Origin of the sequence: Amycolatopsis cynarae, assembly GCF_026802195.1 — a bacterium.
In the GTDB taxonomy this organism is placed as follows: Bacteria; Actinomycetota; Actinomycetes; order Mycobacteriales; family Pseudonocardiaceae; genus Amycolatopsis_E; species Amycolatopsis_E rhizosphaerae.
This window is the reverse complement of sequence record NZ_CP113836.1, coordinates 1,832,355-1,847,206: the sequence shown is the minus strand read 5'-3', so window position 1 is coordinate 1,847,206 and position 14,852 is coordinate 1,832,355. Positions and strand designations below refer to the sequence as shown.

The 14,852-nt window shown below is 69.5% G+C and carries 13 protein-coding genes; 4 read left to right on the top strand and 9 right to left on the bottom strand.

The annotated features are described in order from the left end of the window. Window positions 1-4: 4 nt before the first annotated feature. Window positions 5-970: a GlxA family transcriptional regulator gene (locus tag ORV05_RS08930; RefSeq protein WP_268757973.1), complete on the bottom strand. Its 966-nt coding sequence runs from the start codon at window positions 968-970 to the stop codon at window positions 5-7. Window positions 971-1,063: 93 nt separating this feature from the next. Here ORV05_RS08930 and ORV05_RS08925 point away from each other — a divergent pair, with 93 nt between their 5' ends. Continuing rightward, window positions 1,064-1,897: a dienelactone hydrolase family protein gene (locus ORV05_RS08925; RefSeq protein WP_268757972.1), complete on the top strand. Its 834-nt coding sequence runs from the start codon at window positions 1,064-1,066 to the stop codon at window positions 1,895-1,897. 25 nt (window positions 1,898-1,922) lie between these two features. Here ORV05_RS08925 and ORV05_RS08920 read toward each other — a convergent pair whose 3' ends face one another. The 5 genes from ORV05_RS08920 to ORV05_RS08900 form a co-directional block, all read right to left on the bottom strand. Further along, window positions 1,923-3,215 (bottom strand): amidohydrolase, encoded by a 1,293-nt coding sequence (locus tag ORV05_RS08920; RefSeq protein ID WP_268757971.1) that lies wholly within the window; start codon window positions 3,213-3,215, stop codon window positions 1,923-1,925. 2 nt (window positions 3,216-3,217) lie between these two features. Next, entirely contained in the window at window positions 3,218-3,934 is a 717-nt protein-coding gene (locus tag ORV05_RS08915; protein WP_268757970.1) for a trimeric intracellular cation channel family protein, read from the bottom strand. Between the two features lie 148 nt (window positions 3,935-4,082). Next, window positions 4,083-4,970: a hypothetical protein gene (locus tag ORV05_RS08910; RefSeq protein WP_268757969.1), complete on the bottom strand. Its 888-nt coding sequence runs from the start codon at window positions 4,968-4,970 to the stop codon at window positions 4,083-4,085. A 317-nt stretch (window positions 4,971-5,287) separates the two neighbouring features. Further along, complete coding sequence (locus ORV05_RS08905; RefSeq protein ID WP_268757968.1) at window positions 5,288-5,512, bottom strand: hypothetical protein; 225 nt, start codon at window positions 5,510-5,512, stop codon at window positions 5,288-5,290. A 20-nt stretch (window positions 5,513-5,532) separates the two neighbouring features. After that, window positions 5,533-6,684 carry an inorganic phosphate transporter gene (locus tag ORV05_RS08900; RefSeq protein WP_268757967.1) on the bottom strand — a complete coding sequence of 384 codons (1,152 nt, stop codon included), beginning with the start codon at window positions 6,682-6,684 and terminating at the stop codon, window positions 5,533-5,535. Between the two features lie 258 nt (window positions 6,685-6,942). Between ORV05_RS08900 and ORV05_RS08895 the strand changes: the two genes are divergently transcribed. Further along, window positions 6,943-7,587, top strand: a complete 645-nt coding sequence (locus tag ORV05_RS08895) for a class I SAM-dependent methyltransferase (RefSeq protein WP_268757966.1) — start codon at window positions 6,943-6,945, stop codon at window positions 7,585-7,587. Between the two features lie 721 nt (window positions 7,588-8,308). Here ORV05_RS08895 and ORV05_RS08890 read toward each other — a convergent pair. The 3 genes from ORV05_RS08890 to ORV05_RS08880 form a co-directional block, all read right to left on the bottom strand. After that, the gene (locus tag ORV05_RS08890; RefSeq protein ID WP_268757965.1) at window positions 8,309-8,782 is read right to left on the bottom strand and encodes a hypothetical protein; all 474 of its coding nucleotides are present in this window, start codon (window positions 8,780-8,782) and stop codon (window positions 8,309-8,311) included. 268 nt (window positions 8,783-9,050) lie between these two features. Then, window positions 9,051-11,318 carry an ATP-binding protein gene (locus ORV05_RS08885; protein ID WP_268757964.1) on the bottom strand — a complete coding sequence of 756 codons (2,268 nt, stop codon included), beginning with the start codon at window positions 11,316-11,318 and terminating at the stop codon, window positions 9,051-9,053. 97 nt (window positions 11,319-11,415) lie between these two features. Next, entirely contained in the window at window positions 11,416-11,781 is a 366-nt protein-coding gene (locus ORV05_RS08880; protein ID WP_268757963.1) for a hypothetical protein, read from the bottom strand. A 154-nt stretch (window positions 11,782-11,935) separates the two neighbouring features. Between ORV05_RS08880 and ORV05_RS08875 the strand changes: the two genes are divergently transcribed. Both ORV05_RS08875 and zwf read left to right on the top strand, forming a co-directional pair. Next, window positions 11,936-13,204 (top strand): isocitrate lyase/PEP mutase family protein, encoded by a 1,269-nt coding sequence (locus tag ORV05_RS08875; protein ID WP_268757962.1) that lies wholly within the window; start codon window positions 11,936-11,938, stop codon window positions 13,202-13,204. A 225-nt stretch (window positions 13,205-13,429) separates the two neighbouring features. After that, window positions 13,430-14,827, top strand: a complete 1,398-nt coding sequence (gene zwf / locus ORV05_RS08870) for a glucose-6-phosphate dehydrogenase (RefSeq protein WP_268757961.1) — start codon at window positions 13,430-13,432, stop codon at window positions 14,825-14,827. Window positions 14,828-14,852: the final 25 nt, after the last annotated feature.

The following is a 14,852-nucleotide window of genomic DNA, read 5'->3' as shown; positions in this document are numbered from 1 at the left end:
GGCTTCAGCGGGCACCGCGCCGGAAGGCCGCTCGGTAATCCCTGGGGCGGCAGCCGGTGTGCTGGGCGAAGAGGGCGGCGAAGGTGCCGGCGTCCCGGTAACCGACGGCGGCGGAGATGGCGGCGACCGTTCTCTCCGTCGTTTCCAGGAGGTGGCGGGCACGGCGGACGCGCGACGACCGCAGGTAGTCGAGCGGGCTCTGACCAGTCTCGTCCGCGAAGCGGCGCAGCAGTGTCCGGGTGCTGACGTTGAAGGCTGCGGCCAGCGCGGCGAGGTCGTAGCGGGCCGCGAGGTTCTGGTCGAGCCGTCGCATGACCCTGCGGGAGAACTCGTTTCCGGGCTGCGGAAGAAGACGCGCGTCGACGTAGGGTGTCTGGGAAGATCGCGCGTCGTCGACGAGCGCGACCCGTGCGGTCGTCCGTGCCACGCGGGCACCGCTGTGTTCGCGGATCAGTTCCAGCGCGAAGTCGTACATCGCGGTGAAGGCGGCCGTCGTCGTCACCCCCCTGTCGGTGACGACGATCCGTTCGGGCCGGATGTCGGCGCCGGGACAGCGCCGGGCGAGTTCGTCCGCGAAGAGCCAGGCCGTGGTGGCCCGGCGTCGGTGCAGAAGCCCGGCCTCGGCGAGCAGGAACGCACCGACGCAGATCGAGACGACGACGTTGCCTGCGGCGGCGTGCGAGCGGATCGCCGCGATTTCGGGGGCGAGCGACGCGAGTTTGGCCTCCATGTCGAGTCCGGGTGAGAGCTCGAACCCTGGCACGACGAGGACGTCGACCTCGCGCAGCGAGGAAACGGCCAGTGCGGTCCCGCCCGACGCGGCGACGCGACGCCGAGGCGAAATGATCGACACCTCGTATCCGGCGTTGTCCGGGCCGGCAACGTGCGCAGCCATCGTCAACAGATCGGGGACGCCGAACACCTCGGACGCGAAGCAGCCCGGGTAGGCCAGGACACCGACTCGCAGCATGGTCGTGCTCACCTCCAAGCAGTGGCGAGATTACCCCGATACCTGGCGATCTGGCCTGTCCCGGGGTGGGGCCCGGAGGTCCAAGCTCTCGGTATGAGAACTGCCAAGGAAGGTCATGACGACGCGATCACGGACTTCTCACGCCGGGTCGTGACCGTGGACGGGGTGGAGAAGACGGTGCTCGTCGCCGGTGCCGGACCGGCCGTGGTGCTGATGCCGGAGATGCCGGGCATCAGCCCCGACGTCCTCCGGCTGGCGAGGTGGGTGCGGGACGCGGGCTTCACCGTCCACATCCCCTCACTTTTCGGGACCGACGGCGCCTATCCCACCGTCGAGGGTGGCCGGGAGGTGGTCCGGCGCGCGTGTGTCAGTGCCGAGTTCCGTGCCTTCGCCGGGGGCGGCACCAGCCCCGTCACGGTGTGGCTGCGCGGGCTCGCGCGCCAGGCCCACGCCGAATGCGGCGGTCCGGGAGTCGGCGCGATCGGGTTGTGCTTCACCGGCAACTTCGCCCTCACCATGGCGCTCGAGCCGGCCGTCATCGCGCCGGTGGTCAACCATCCTTCGCTGCCGCTGGACGACCCCGCCGGACTCGAGATCGGCGACGAGGACGCGCGCGCGGTCCGCGACCGCATCGCCCGTGACGGTCTGAAGGTGCTCGCCTACCGCTTCGACAACGACCGCTGGTGCACCGGTCAGCGCTTCGCCGCCTATCGAGCCCTCCTCGGCGATGCCTTCGACGGCCGCGTCCTTCCGGGCAGTACCGCCAACACCGACTCGCCCCCGTTCTTCCGCGACGTGGTCGGCACCCCCCACAGCGTTGTCACTGCCCACTTCGTCGACGAGGACGGCCATCCCACCCGGACGGCCAGGGACGAAATCCTCGCCTTCCTCACCGAACGCCTCCATGGGGACACCGACCGGCCGTGAACGTGCTCGTCGGCGGGGTTTGGTGCTACGCGGTATGGTCTTCGGCCCGGCCGGTCCGCGGACCGGGGCCGAGCCAGGTCAGTGCGGCGATGGCGAGGGCCTTGATCCCGGTGTCGAGCGTGGGCTGCGGAACCGGAGCGAACTCCGGACTGTGGTTGACCGGGATGTCCTGCGCCACCGTGCCTTTTCGCTCGGCTTCGGCGTAGCGGCCGGGATCGGCCCCGCCGATGCCCCAGTAGGTGAAGGGAACCCCGAACGCCCCCGGAATCCGGCTCATGTCCTCGCTGGCGGTTTGCACGTCGATGGTGTGCGCGTCTGCGCCGAAGTGCGCGGCGAAGGCACGGGCGACCTCGTCCGTGGCGGCCTCGTCGTTGATCGTGGGCGGGAACGCCGCGAGGGTTTCGAACTCCGGCTCCCGCACCGCACCCGTGGCCTGGGCCTCGGCGCGCACGATGCGTTCGATCGAGGCGAGCACGTGCTCCCTGACCGCGGGGTCGTAGGTGCGCACGTTGAGTTGCAGCACCGCCCGGTCCGGAATGACGTTCGGCCCGCTGCCGGACTGGATGCTGCCCACGGTGAGCACCGCCGGGGTGGTGGCTGCCAGTTCGCGGGAGACGATCGTCTGCAGCCGCACCACCGTCATCGCCGCCATGACCACCGGATCGATCGCCGCCTGCGGAGACGAGCCGTGCGCGCCACGCCCGTACAGCGTCACCCGGAGACTGTCCGCGGCGGACAGAAACGGCCCCGCCCTGGTGCCGACATAACCGGCCGGATAGGGCAGAACGTGCTGCGCTAGCAACACATCCGGCTTCGGCACGCGCTCGGTGAGTCCATCCTGGATCATCGCGTCGGCGCCGTCCCCGTTCTCTTCCGAGGGCTGGAACAGCGCCACAACTGTCCCATTCCAGGCATTTCTGGCACGGGCCATCAAATCGGCGAACCCGATCAGGCACGAGACGTGCACATCGTGCCCACAGGCGTGCATGACCGGTTGCCTGCCTCCTTCGGGACCGGGCACGGTCACCTCCGAAGCGTAGGGCAGCCCGGTCCGTTCCCGCACCGGCAACGCGTCCATGTCCGCGCGCAGCATCACCGTCGGCCCCGTCCCGTTGACCAGGACACCGATCACCCCGGTACCGCCGACGCCCTCGATCACGTCGTAACCCTGGTCGCGCAGCCGCCGCGCGACCTTGCCCGCCGTGCGGTACTCCCGCATACCGAGCTCCGGATGGGCGTGCAGGTCCCGGTAGAAATCCTCGATCCCGGCCCGGATCTCGCCGAGCGGCCCGAGGACGGTGCCGACGCCGGACTCCATGATCAGTCTCCTTCCTCCTCGGGCGGGTTGCGCCGACGACGGTGCTTGTGCCAGGCAGCGGCGAGCCGGGACTGCGGCTGCCAGTCCAGCCCGCTAGGCAGGTTCCAGCCGAACTTGACCGCGGCAACCCGGAACAGCAGTGCGCCGACGACGCCGACGACGATCCCGGCCAACGGGGCCCCCAGGGCGGTGCAGATGACCATCGTGGCGGCGACGGCCGCCGCGACCGTGGCATAAAGCCCGTTGCCGCCGAAAACGGCCGGGACGCGGCGCAACAAGACGTCCCGCAGCGCGCCACCACCGACAGCGGTGGTCGTGCCCAGCAGGATCGCGGGCAACCAGCCCAGCCCCACGGCCAGGGTCTTCTGCGCCCCGGCGATGGCCCAGAAGCCGATGACCGCCGCGTCCAGCGCGGTGAACAGCCGGTCCCAGGCACTCTCACTGATCGAGATGACGAACGACAGCAGCGCACCGGCCAGCGCGGTCGGCAGGTAGGCGTAGTCGGTCAGTGCGACCGGAGTGCCGTGCTGCAGCAGTGTGTCGCGGATGACACCGCCGCCAAGCCCCGACACGACGCCCACCACGAGGAACCCGAACAAGTCCAGCCGCTCGGTGCGGGCCACAGCCCCACCCAGGATCGCGCACGCGAACACTCCGGCCAGGTCCAGGTAGCGCGTCACCTGGTTGATCGTCGCCTCGACGGCCATCCCACCCGCCATACCCGGAACCTACGCACAATCGCGCCGGTCCGCTGGCAACGCGACCCGGCCCGCCCGGCAGCGCACAGCGATCTCCGTGCACTCACCCGTCACAGGCGAGGCGGCCATCGGCCGCCACGCCAAGGACGCACCGATTCCGTAGCAGGGGTCAACCCAGGAACTGGGCCAGGGGCGCTTGCCCTGTTGCGATCACGTGAGCTGCGATCAGGTCGTTTTCGTGTTCCAAGAGATGGACCATCGCGGTGCCGGGCAAGGGCACCCATGACACTTGCGGGTCGGCAGAAAGATGGGGCCCCTGCCGATGGTCCGGCTTCAGGGCTTTGGCCTGGTGCGCCCGCAGGCGCGCAGCAATTCTGCCCTGGCCGATATAGGTCAACTTCGCATCGTCCTTCGAACCGATTCGGTAGATTCCAACGCATGCAGGCGGCGTGCTCGCCTGGAGGAGGGGTACCCAGGACGTCCATGGCCAGTTCATCCAGCGGTCCGAACGTGGGTCCGTACCAAGACGGCCTGCAACCGGAGCGCTGCCGGGGACTCTCGGGGCGTGCGGGTCCGGACCGCCGCGAAGGCGTTGTCCACTCGCCGTCAGCCGTGCATTGTTGCCCGTCGACATCCGGTATCCCGACGGCATCCGCCCGAAATTCGCAGCGGGCGATTTCCCGGAGGCTGTGCGGTAAAGGCTGACAGCTGTGGCTTCGAGCGCCTTGCGCTGAGGAACGGTAGCGGATATCTCGATCACAGAAGCCTCGAAATCACATCCATCCCGGTGGCGAAGAGCCCAGAGCGCCGGTCCTGCCGTGTGCGGATCGCGATACGGCATCTCCGCTTTGTACACCCCGCTCAGCTGGCCAAGCCTGCCCCGCAACGACCGCCCGGTCTGCCCGATATAGACCAGACCGGATTCGTCGTCCTTTCTCCGTACCCGGTACAAGCCCGGCACAGAGGAGACTTCCTGGTTCCGGCCAGCACCGCACAGGTCCACCCACTCGGACCAGCACTCCAGCGCAGTGGCCACCCCGCCCACCGATGACATCACGCCATTACGGTAACCAGAACCCGGCGCGGCTCAGCGAAGAAGGGCATCGCCGCGCCCACTCTGGGCGAACTGCTGGAGATCATCGGCTGGTCGGCACAACGAGGCCGCCGGGGTCGTGATGCGGGCCTGGCCGCCGGGGGTTTCTCTGCTTCGGACTCGCCGAGCAGGCCGTGCGGGTGCAGCAGGTCGGCTTGCTCGCCGACCTCGCCCAGTTCGGCCGTGAGAATTACTCTCGACCCCGCACTGCGAGTTGCCGGGGCGGTCCGGTGCCCGCCCCGGCAACTAAACGCGTCTCTCGTTAGCGGCGAAGGCCGCGATCACTTCGCGACGATCAGGTAGATGCCGTAGATCACGATCGCGAAACTCAGCACGAAGCTGAGCACGGGACCGGCGTCGCTGACGTTGGTGGAGCCTTCGCCCTTGCCGGCCCCGGACCGCTTTCCCAGCCCCCGTACACCGACCGAGAACAACGTGACCAGCAGTGCGGTCGCCGCGACCGTGGCGCCGAAGACCTGGAGCATCTCGCCCCATTGGATATGCATGGGTTTTCCCGTCTGGTTCGTCAGTAGGTGGCGTCCGCCGTCGCCGGCATCATGGTTTCGGCCGGGGCCTCGGTGACGGTGTGCGCGCCGACCGGGTTGCGCCGGGACAACGCGAAGAGCCCGGCCGCGACCACGATGCCGATCCCCGCCACGACGGCCGTGCCCAGGACTCCGGTCGAAGCGAGTTTCCCGGCGCAGGCGCCGAACACCGCGGAAGCGGGCAGGGTGACGACCCACGCGATGACTATTCTGCTCGCGGTGCTCCAGCGCACTTCACCGCCGCTTTTGCCCAGTCCCGCACCCAGCACCGCACCGGAACACACCTGCGTGGTGGACAGCGCGTAGCCGAGGTGGGACGAGGCCAGGATCGCCGCCGTGGCACTGGTTTCGGCCGCGAAGCCCTGGGGGCTGTCCAGCGTGGTGATCCCGCTGCCCAGCGTCTTGATGATCCGCCAGCCACCGACGTAGGTGCCGAGCGCGATGGCCAGGCCGCAGGCGACAACGACCCACAGGTAGGGGCTGGAGTGCGCGGGCTGGATACCCGCGACGATGAAGGTCAGGGTGATGACCCCCATGGTCTTCTGCGCGTCGTTCGTGCCGTGCGCCAGGGAAACGAGCGAGGCGGAAATGTTCTGCCCGGCGCGGAACCCCCGCGAAACGTGCTTTTTCTTCACCCCTTCGTTCGTCCGATAGGCGATCATGGTGCCGGTCGCGGCCGCGACACCGGCGATGATCGGGGAAACCACGGCGGGCAGCAGCACCTTCTGCACCACCACGGAAAAGTTGACGACGTGGCCGCCGACGGCGACCCACGTCGCCCCGATCAGTCCGCCGAACAACGCATGCGACGAACTCGACGGCACCCCCAGGTACCAGGTCAGCAGGTTCCAGACGATCGCGCCGAGCAGGGCGCCGAACACGATGTAGGGACCGGTGTCGGCATGGAATCCGCTTTCGTCGACGATACCGCCCGAAATCGTGCTGGCCACCTTGACCGACAGGAAGGCGCCGACCAGATTGAGTATCGCCGACACGGTCACCGCGGTTCTGGGCTTGAACGCTCCGGTCGCGATCGACGGCGCCATCGCGTTGGCCGTGTCGTGAAAGCCGTTGGTGAAATCGAACGCCAGCGCGGTCACGACGACCGCGTAGACGATCAGTGGGACATGCAAGATCAGACCTCCCGCTGGGATGTCCGGGGTGGACATCGTTGCGAAAGGTAGCCAGATGGCGGAAACAGTTGATGAACAGCACCCATCCCCCAGTGAAGATGATCTTGACTTCTGGTGACCAGGTACCGATTCACGGGTGATCCTGGTGGAAAACCGGCACTTTGTCCGGCCCTCGTGACGCAACGACAGTCCGCTGTTCTCGAACAGGCCGAGGATGTCCAGACCCTGGGACACCGGCAACGGACTAGGGTTTCCGCCGTGACCGACTCCTCCGTACTGCACGACACCAAGGCCGCCTACGACGCCGTTGCGCCCCTCTACGCCGAACTTTTCGGCAACATGCTGGAGACCTTGCCGCTGGAACGTGCTCTGCTGGCGGCGTTCGCCGAACTTGTGCAGGCCCACGACGCCGGACCGGTCGCGGACATCGGCTGCGGCCCCGGCCAGGTGACGGCGCACCTGCACGCGCTCGGGCTGAGCGCCTTCGGCATCGACCTGTCCTCCGAGATGATCGCCCTGGCCCGCCGGGCCCATCCGGAGCTGCGGTTCGACGAGGGGTCGATGACCGCCTTGGACCTCGCCGACGAAATGCTCGGCGGCATTCTCGCGTTCTTCTCCACCATCCACACACCACCGCGGCAACTGCCCACCGCTTTCACCGAATTCCGGCGCGTGCTGGCGCCGGGCGGCCATCTGCTGCTCGGATTCCTCGCTGGTGACGACCCGCTGCCGCAGGAAGTCGACCACAAAGTCACCCTCGCCTACCAATGGTCGCCCGACAGTCTCGCGGAACTGTTGCGACAGGCCGGGTTCGCCGAGGTCGGCCGGTTGCTGCGCGAGCCGCACGAAGCGGAGCGGTTCCACTCCGCCTACCTACTGGTTCGCAAGCACCAGGAGCCCTGACCGCCCCGCCGGGGCCGCCGTTCCAGACCATCACGACCTCCCGCCAGGAGATCGGCAACCGGCAAGATCAAGGCCACCGGTCGGGCGGTGTCTTCCAGCGGTACGCCGAGCGTCGTCGATTCGGTGCCATCTCCTTGTCACCTACCGCGAACGGCGGTCCACGCGGTCCGCCTTCCACCGGCCCCATTCCCGTTATCGACAAGCCGCTCACCATTCATGGTGATGACAGCACGATCAGCCGGGACCCGAGCGCGGCGGCATTCCGAATCCTCACCGTGAACAACAGCGTTTGACCGGATCAACCTGACCGGTGGCGCCGCGCCCGGCTGCATCGGCGGGGGGATCGCGGTCTTCAGCGGTATTGCGAACCTGAACAACGTGCATCTGTACGGAAATGTCGCCGCCTCCGCTGGTGGGCCCGGTGTGTTGTCGAACGCCATGGTGAGGTTGACCCGGAGCACGGTCACGCAGAACCGGGGAACCCAAACCGGGGGCGGCATCGCCAACGTGAGCGGCACCGTCGTGTTGTCCAGGACGGCCGTCAGGGGCAACACTCCGACCAACTGTGCTCCGACCCACGTCCCCGGCTGCATCGGCTGATCCCGCACCTACCCTCCACCACGACGTGGGCCCCTCCCCCACCGAGGGGCCCACAGGCCGAGTGCTGCTAGCAGGACAGTCGATCCTCCCGAATTCCTCCTGCTCCGATCACCTCCGAGAATCAGTGCTGGATCGGGGGGCAGGTCCCGGTGGATTCACCGATCGAGTTGATCTCCGCGTTGGCGCGCGAATCGCCCGCGTAGTTGTACAGATCGGTGCAGTGCATGCCCTGCTTCCACGGCCCCGGCGGAGTGGTGCTCCCCCCGGCCCGCTGGATCGGGGGGCAGGTCCCGGTGGACTCGCCGATCGAGTTGATCTCCGCGTTGGCGCGCGAATCGCCCGCGTAGTTGTACAGATCGGTGCAGTGCACGCCCTGCTTCCACGGCCCCGGCGGAGTGGTGCTCCCCCCGGCCCGCGTGGTCTGTGCCTGTGCCTGGGTCTTGACCGCGGCCGGGGCGGCCTGTGCGGATGCGGAAGCAGAGGGCGCGGTGGGAGTGGAGCTGTCCGGCGTTGTGGCGGTGGAGGTGGCCGTGGCGGACGCGGATGACGAGACGGGCGCGTTGGCCGAGGTGTTCGACGACTCGCACCCGGTCACCAAAGCTCCGGCCAGAACGACCCCCATCGACAGCAGAGCCGCTGCGCGGAAGTTTCGGAATGCTTGCGGAAACATCGGTCTTCTCCTGCTGTCGGTCAGAGGTGGTGTGTTTCTTTACTTGCCCATAGGACGCCACACCCCCGGTCCGGTTGCTTCGCTCTTCGGACCAGTGCCAGCACTTTGCCGAGCTTCCGCTCAAGCCGGGCCGACCCCGGCGTGCCGGGTGACCACTGTGGACGGTGCCGTGGCCACGCCGGTTTCACCGCCACTACCCGGGCAGCGACGCCAGCTCCGCCTCGGCGCGTGCCCGGCGATCGGCGAACACCGGGCCGGAGAAGACACCCAGCGCCAACCGCAGGCAATCCCGCGCCCGGTCGAACTCCCCGGTCTCACGCCAGGCCGCACCCTCATGCAGTGCCGTCTCGGCCTCCTGGAAGGAGTCGCCACCGGCGGCATGCCAGGAGCGGGCCTCGCGAAACGTCTCCGCGGCCTCCCGCCACTGCCCCAGCCCGGCAAGGCAGTGAGCGATGTCCGGCAGGAACGCCACCGCCGCCAACCGCCACATCTCCGGGCCGAGCTCCTCGTGGTGCCCTTCGGTCTGCCTGAGCAGGTCCCGGTGGACGGCCAGTGCCTCCTCATAACGGCCGAGTGCCCGCAGGGCCTGGCCCAGTCTGCTCGTGCTCGCGGCATCGGTGATCCAGCTGCCGAGTCCGGCGGATATCGCGCAGCCCTGCCGCGCGTGCTCCAGTGCCTCGTCGAGGCGCCCGAGAGAATCCATGGCCGTGCTCAGACACGTGTGGGCCCAGGCCTCCTCTGACCGGTGCCCGGCCTCACGAGCCACGACCAGCGCTTCCGCATGGGTGGCCAGTGCGTCCTCGGGGGCGCCGAGGTGATCGTGCTGCGCCTGGCCGAAGAGGTTGAGCAGCGCGGCGAGATCCAAGCGGCTGCCAAGGGCGCGCGCGGAAGCCACCCCGTGCCCGAAGACGTCACTCCACGGACGCTCCTGAAGCCGATCTCGTAGCCAGAAGGGCCAGCTCAAAGCCTTGGCCAGCGTGACGACCTCGCGGTGCAGGCCCAGTGCCGCGGCCTTGCGCTGGGCGGCCACCCAGTTCGACTGCTCCCGCGTGAGCCACGCCGTCGCCTTGTCCGCGCTCGGGAACCGGCCGGCCTCCCGGGTCAACGGGGACAGTGCCGCGGCGGCCGTGGTGGCGGTCCGCAGCAGATGCACCAGCAGGGTGTCGCGTACAGCGGACCGCTCTTCGGGGCTGTCTTCGGCTTCCCACCGTTCCCGCGCGAACAGGCGGATCAGGTCGTGGAACTCGAACCGCCCCGGCACCGCGGCAGCGTTCAGCAGGTTCGTCTCCACCAACTCGTCCAGCTGCGGCAGCACCTCCGCCTCCGCCGCGTGGTGGGCCACCCCGGCCAGCTCCGCCCCGAAATCCGCGCCGGGAATCACCGCCAGCCGCCGGAACACCCGCCGCGCGCCGGGCGACAACCGCTGGTACGACACCTCGAACGCCGACCGCACCTGCAGATCCCCGGCGGACAGCGAACCCAGGCGGGTGCGTTCATCCCGCAACCGCCCGACCGAATACGCCAGCGACCAATGGGGACGGGTCGCCAGCCGGTTCCCCACGATCCGTACCGCCAACGGCAGATTCCCGCACAACCCGACCAACTCCGCCGCCGCCCTGGACTCGCCGGCGACCCGGTCCTCACCCGCGACGCGCATCAGCAGTCGCACCGCGTCGGCCTCGGTCAGCGGCTCCACCCTCAACCACCGCGCACCGGCAAGCCCCGCCAGCGCCCGGCGGCACGTCACCAGCGTCAGGCAACCGGGACTGTGCGCCAGCAACGGGCGCACCTGGGCCTCATCCGCCGCATTGTCCAACAGCAGCAACAGCCGCCTGCCGTCCAGCAGCATCCGGAACAGGCTCGACCGCTCCGCCTCGGTCACCGGAACCTGCGGCCCGGGCACCCCGAGCGAGCGCAACAACCGGTCCAGCACATCGCGCGCCGCCACCGGCTGATCATCGACGCCCCGCAGATCCACCGCCAGGCACCCGTCCGGGAACAGCGGCATCAGCTCATGGACCGCCGCCACCGCCAGCGCGGTCTTCCCGACGCCCGGCTGACCCACCACCGCCAGCAGCCCGCCCGTCAGCGCCCGCTCCCGCAGCCACGCCAGTTCCCGGGCCCGCCCCACCAGATCCGGCAAGGGCTGCGGCAACGCACCCAACGCCGACGCGTCCACGGTCCACCCCGCCCGGCGACGCCGGTCCCGCGCCACCTCCAGGAAAACCTCCCGCGCCCCCGCCCTCAGCCCCAGCGCATCCGCCAGCACCTCGGCCGATCGCTGCTGCGCCGCCTGCGCCCGGCCCCGCTCCAGATCCCGCAACGCACGTACGCTCACGCCCGAGGCCCGAGCCAGCTCCACCTGCGACAACCCCGCCGCGCGCCGGTGCTCGAACAACAACTTCCCGAAAGCCGAGGGCCCGCCCTCCTGCTCGTCCGTCGTCCCACCTCGCTCGCACACAACCCCATTCAACCCGCGACTTGTGCGGTGCGGAACTCCACCCCTCGGCCCGATCCGACCACCTGTCGACACTCCGGCATATCCGTTTCCGCGGCGATCACCGGGCGAAAAACAGCAGTTCCAGTTCCGCACCTTCAAGAGAGTGTCGGGAAACACGCACTCGGCCGGCGGCGACGAAGCCGGTCCCGCTCGGTGAAGAGATCTCCCACAATGATGCGCGGACGTGCGGAGGCGGCTGCCGGTAAGACTCGTGCGAATCGACCTCGGACAGGGCTATTCCCCCCTTGTACGACCGGTAGACCTCGATTCGTTCGACGCCTTCGAAGAGGATCCGCACGATGTCGGACGGATTATTCCCGAAACTTTCCAGAACCAACTGTGAATGACTGTAGACATAGCGACTCAGGATGAAATTCCGCTCGCTCGACCAAGAGCGATCCGGCCGTCGGATGTCGTCACGCAAAGGAACGGCACCTTCTTCCCGCTTCTCCGGATCATGGTACAGGGAAATTCCCGTCGCCTGCTTACCGTGCCGCGCACCCGGACCGGCCGACGGACAGCTCGTGAACATGACCGTTCGGCGGGGACCGAAGGGTCGCGGCCCTACGGTCGGGCACATGCTGACCGACCCGGACTACCGCGTTCCCACCGTTCCCGACGCCGATTCCGGCGTGGGCTGGTTACGCGCTCATGTCGTGCGCTTCAGTGAGGGCGCGGCCCACCAACGGCGCCGCGCGCTCGCAGAGCGTCACCTGGCCACCGTGGATGTCCGGTCACTGCGCCGTCCGGGCAACCCGGTGGCGAACCTGGCCGAGGCACTCGGCCTGCCGCGTTCGGTCGCGGCCGACGTGGCCGTCGTCGCCGCCTCGTACCAACCGCACACGACGGTGACGCGGAAGGCCGACGAGGCGGTGGCCCGCCTCGTCGCGGACTGCGGTGGCAGCTGGGACGAGGACACCGCCAACCGGATCGGGCTGCTGGTGCAGGCGTGCGATGCCACGAACGCGCTGATCGCGGGCAGGCAACCCCCCGTGCCGGTCACCCGCCGGGTCACACCGACCGGTGAGATCGTCGAGGTCGACCTGACCGCCACCCCGTTCGGGGCCGGGCGGCACGCGTGCCCCGGCCGCGAACACGCCGAGGCGCTGGCCGAGGGCGCGCTGGCCTTCCACCGCCTGCACGACGGCGAACGGCCGCTGCTGCTGCCCAATGCCTGGGACCTCGCCTCGGCCGCCGCGTTGGTCGACGCGGGCTTCCCGGCACTGGGCACCACCAGCCTCGGTGTCGCCGCCGCGCACGGCGTGCCGGACGCGGCCGGGCTGGCCAGGTCCGAAACCCTCGCGCTGGCAACGAAACTGGCGCGCTTCCCGGTACCGGTCACGGTGGACATCGAGGCAGGCTTCGGCGCGGACCCGGGCGAGTTCGCCGCGCAACTGTGGGAACTGGGCGTGGCGGGCGTCAACATCGAAGACGGCCGGGGTGCCTGCCTCGCCGCCCCGGCCGAACACGCGAAGGTGGTCCGCGCCCTGAAGCACGGCGCGCCGGGACTGTTCGTCAACGCCCGAGTGGACACCCACTGGCTGGCACTCGAACGGGAATCGACGATCGACCGCGCGCTGCGCTACGTCGACGCCGGCGCGGACGGGATCTTCGTGCCCGGCCTGCGCGACGAGCGCGGAATCGCGGCGGTCGTCGCCGCGACCCCGGCCCCGGTCAACGTACTGGCGCAGCGGGACATCCGCGTACTGGCAGATCTGGGGGTCCGGCGGATCAGTACCGGCTCACTGCTCTTCCGTGCGGCGCTGGGCGCCGCCGCCGCGACCGCACGCGCCGTCCGGGACGGGCAACCGGTCGGCGACGTCCGTTCTTGGCGTTCTTTCCCGTGAGGGGAGCGGCACTTCCAGGGCCAGGTGGATACTGGGCTCGGGGTGTCGGGCACAGCCGGGCCGCGGTGCTGGCCGGACGGCTGGGTCGCGGTCGTGGCCGGTTGACCCCGCAGCCGAAGGCCGACCGTGTCGACGGGTGTGTCGATGGGTGTCACGAGCAGCCGGTCGCCCGCGGTCGCCGACGTGACGGGTGCTCACCGAGCGAACGGAAGTGGGGAGACGGCGATGGTGTCGCTCCGCGGGGACGCGCTGGTGCTGTTCGGGGCTTCCGGCGACCTCGCCCGCCGGAAGTTGCTGCCCAGCGTGTACCGGCTCGCGTGCCGCGGCCGGTTGAGTGGCATCCGGGTGGTGGGGACCGCGGCGCGGGTCTGGACTGCCGACCGGTTTCGCGGCCAGATCCGTTCGGCGGCGGAAGCCGCCGGCGAGACGGTGGATGACGCCGTACTCGGTGAGCTTGCCGGGCGGGTCGGCTACGTGGCGGGTGACTACCGGGATCCGGAGCTGTATCACCGCCTGGCGGTGTCCCTGGAGGGGTGCCGGGCACCGGTGTTCTACCTGGCGATCCCGCCGGACCTGTTCGAGAACGTGGTGACGGGGTTGCGTGCGGCGGGGTTGCACCGGGGAGGCCGGGTGGTCGTGGAGAAACCCTTCGGCCGGGATCTGAGCTCCGCGCGGCACCTCAACGCCTGCCTGCACGAGGTGTTCGCCGAAGCGGACATCTTCCGGATCGATCATTTCCTCGGCAAGGAACCGGTGCAGAACGTGCTGGTCACCCGCTTCGCCAACACGGTCCTGGAACCGCTGTGGAACCGCAACTACGTAGCCCAGGTGCAGTTGACCATGGCGGAGTCGTTCGGGGTGGAGGGGCGGGGCGCGTTCTACGACCGGGTGGGGACCGTGCGGGACGTGGTGCAGAACCACCTGCTGCAGTTGGTGGCCCTGCTGGCGATGGAGCCGCCGGTGTCGGCCGATCCCGGCGCGCTGCGGGACGAGAAGGTCAAGGTGCTCACCGCGACCCGCGCCGTGGATCCCGGGCACCTGGTGCGCGGCCAGTACGTGGGTTACCGGGACGAAGCCGGGGTGGCGGCCGACTCGCGCACGGAGACCTTCGCCGCGCTGCGGCTGGAGATCGACTCCTGGCGATGGGCGGGAGTGCCGTTCTGCCTGCGGTCCGGCAAGTCACTGCCGTGCACGGTCACCGAGGCGATCGTGGAATTCCGTGAGCCACCCCGCTTGTTGTTCGCCGAAGCCGATCCGGCCCGGCCGGGCCCCAACCAGCTGCGGTTCCGGGTCACGCCCGACGGCCGGATCACCTTGCACCTGCAGGCCAAGGTGCCGGGCAGCCGTCTGGTCAGCGAACCGGTGGCGCTGACCATGTCGGAGGCCGAGGCGCTGGGCGAGGGCCCTGCCGCCTATGAGCAGTTGCTCGACGACGCGTTGGATGGCGACCCTTCCCGGTTCGCCCGGCAGGACGCCGTGGAGCAGGCGTGGCGGATCGTCGAGCCCGCCCTGGCCGTGTCGCAACCGCCGCTGCCCTACCCGCGAGGCTCCTGGGGGCCGGACCAGGCGAACGCCGTGGCCGGGCGTCATGGTGGCTGGCGCTGCTGTCAGCCGGGCACGTGATCGCCTCGCCCCGCGCCTGGCGAAG

Coding starts and splice junctions, on each gene's coding strand:
- ORV05_RS08925 (WP_268757972.1), top strand. CDS start 1,064: ATGAGAACTGCCAAGGAAGGTCATGACGACGCGATCACGGACTTCTCA.
- zwf (WP_268757961.1), top strand. CDS start 13,430: ATGGTGTCGCTCCGCGGGGACGCGCTGGTGCTGTTCGGGGCTTCCGGC.
- ORV05_RS08905 (WP_268757968.1), bottom strand. CDS start 5,512: ATGCATATCCAATGGGGCGAGATGCTCCAGGTCTTCGGCGCCACGGTC.
- ORV05_RS08915 (WP_268757970.1), bottom strand. CDS start 3,934: ATGGCGGGTGGGATGGCCGTCGAGGCGACGATCAACCAGGTGACGCGC.
- ORV05_RS08920 (WP_268757971.1), bottom strand. CDS start 3,215: ATGGAGTCCGGCGTCGGCACCGTCCTCGGGCCGCTCGGCGAGATCCGG.
- ORV05_RS08875 (WP_268757962.1), top strand. CDS start 11,936: ATGCTGACCGACCCGGACTACCGCGTTCCCACCGTTCCCGACGCCGAT.
- ORV05_RS08930 (WP_268757973.1), bottom strand. CDS start 970: ATGCTGCGAGTCGGTGTCCTGGCCTACCCGGGCTGCTTCGCGTCCGAG.